The organism is Arthrobacter sp. 4R501, from assembly GCF_002929755.1.
Classification (GTDB): Bacteria; Actinomycetota; Actinomycetes; order Actinomycetales; family Micrococcaceae; genus Arthrobacter.
This window is the reverse complement of sequence record NZ_PJIW01000049.1, coordinates 1-1,406: the sequence shown is the minus strand read 5'-3', so window position 1 is coordinate 1,406 and position 1,406 is coordinate 1. Positions and strand designations below refer to the sequence as shown.

Genomic DNA, 1,406 nt, shown 5'->3' with positions numbered 1-1,406 from the left:
AAGGCCACGTCCAACATCTGCACCGCGCAGGCACTGTTGGCCATCGTCTCCTCGTTCTACGCCGTCTACCACGGCCCCGACGGCCTCAAGGCAATCGCGGAGACCACCCACAGCCACGCTGCAACCATCGCCGCGTCCCTGAAGGCGGCCGGCCTGGACGTCCTGCACACAAGCTTCTTCGATACCGTCACGGTTTCCGTGCCCGGCAAGGCTGCGGCCATTGTTGCCGCCGCGGAAGCCCAGGGCATCAACCTGCGCCACATCGACGGCGACACCGTCGGCGTTTCCGCCGATGAAACCACCACCCCGGCCATTGTTGCCGGTGTGCTGGAAGCCTTTGGTGCCGCGGCGGTGGACGCGGCCGCCGGGACTGACACTGAGTTCGCGCTGGATGCCGCCGTCGAGCGTTCCTCAGGTTACCTGCAGCACCCGGTGTTCAACACCCACCGTTCCGAGACCCAGCTGCTGCGTTACATCCGCAGGCTCAGCGACCGGGACCTGGCGCTGGACCGGACCATGATCCCCCTGGGTTCCTGCACCATGAAGCTGAACGCCACCGCGGAGATGGAAGCCATTTCCTGGCCGGAGTTCGCCTCCATCCACCCGTTCGCACCGGACTCCCAGACTGTGGGCTGGCGCGAAGTCATCGCCGATCTCGAAGACCAGCTCACCGAGATTACGGGCTACGATCAGGTCTCCCTGCAGCCGAACGCCGGGTCGCAGGGTGAGCTCGCGGGCCTGCTGGCCATCCGCGGCTATCACCACTCCCGCGGAGACCAGCAGCGCAATGTCTGCCTGATCCCGGCGTCGGCCCACGGCACCAACGCCGCCTCGGCTGTCCTGGCCGGCATGAAGGTGGTTGTTGTCGCGACGGCTCCTGACGGCAGCATCGATCACGTTGACCTTGACGCCAAGATCGAGGCGAACAAGGATGTCCTCTCGGCGATCATGATCACCTACCCGTCCACGCACGGGGTCTACGACGCCGATGTCCGTGAGGTGTGCGATTCAGTGCACGCCGCGGGCGGCCAGGTGTATGTGGACGGCGCCAACCTCAACGCGCTCGTTGGCTTGGCGCAGCCGGGCAAGTTCGGAGGCGACGTCTCGCACCTGAACCTGCACAAGACGTTCTGCATCCCGCACGGCGGCGGCGGACCGGGCGTTGGCCCGGTCGCAGCCAAGGCGCACCTGGCACCCTTCATGCCGGGCAACGCGGCCACCTGGACCGAAGGCAACGACGTCCCGATCTCCGCATCACGGTTCGGGTCCGCCGGTGTCCTGCCGATCTCCTGGGCGTATGTGAAGCTGATGGGCGCCGAGGGCCTGACTGAGGCCACGAAGTCGGCGCTGCTCGCGGCGAACTACGTTGCGGCTCGCCTGAACGAGTACTTCCCGGTCCTCTACAC

1 pseudogene is annotated in these 1,406 nt (G+C 66.4%); it reads left to right on the top strand.

The window, feature by feature from the left end:
* Positions 1–1,406: pseudogene (locus CXR02_RS21840) on the top strand (glycine dehydrogenase (aminomethyl-transferring)); the annotation flags it as partial.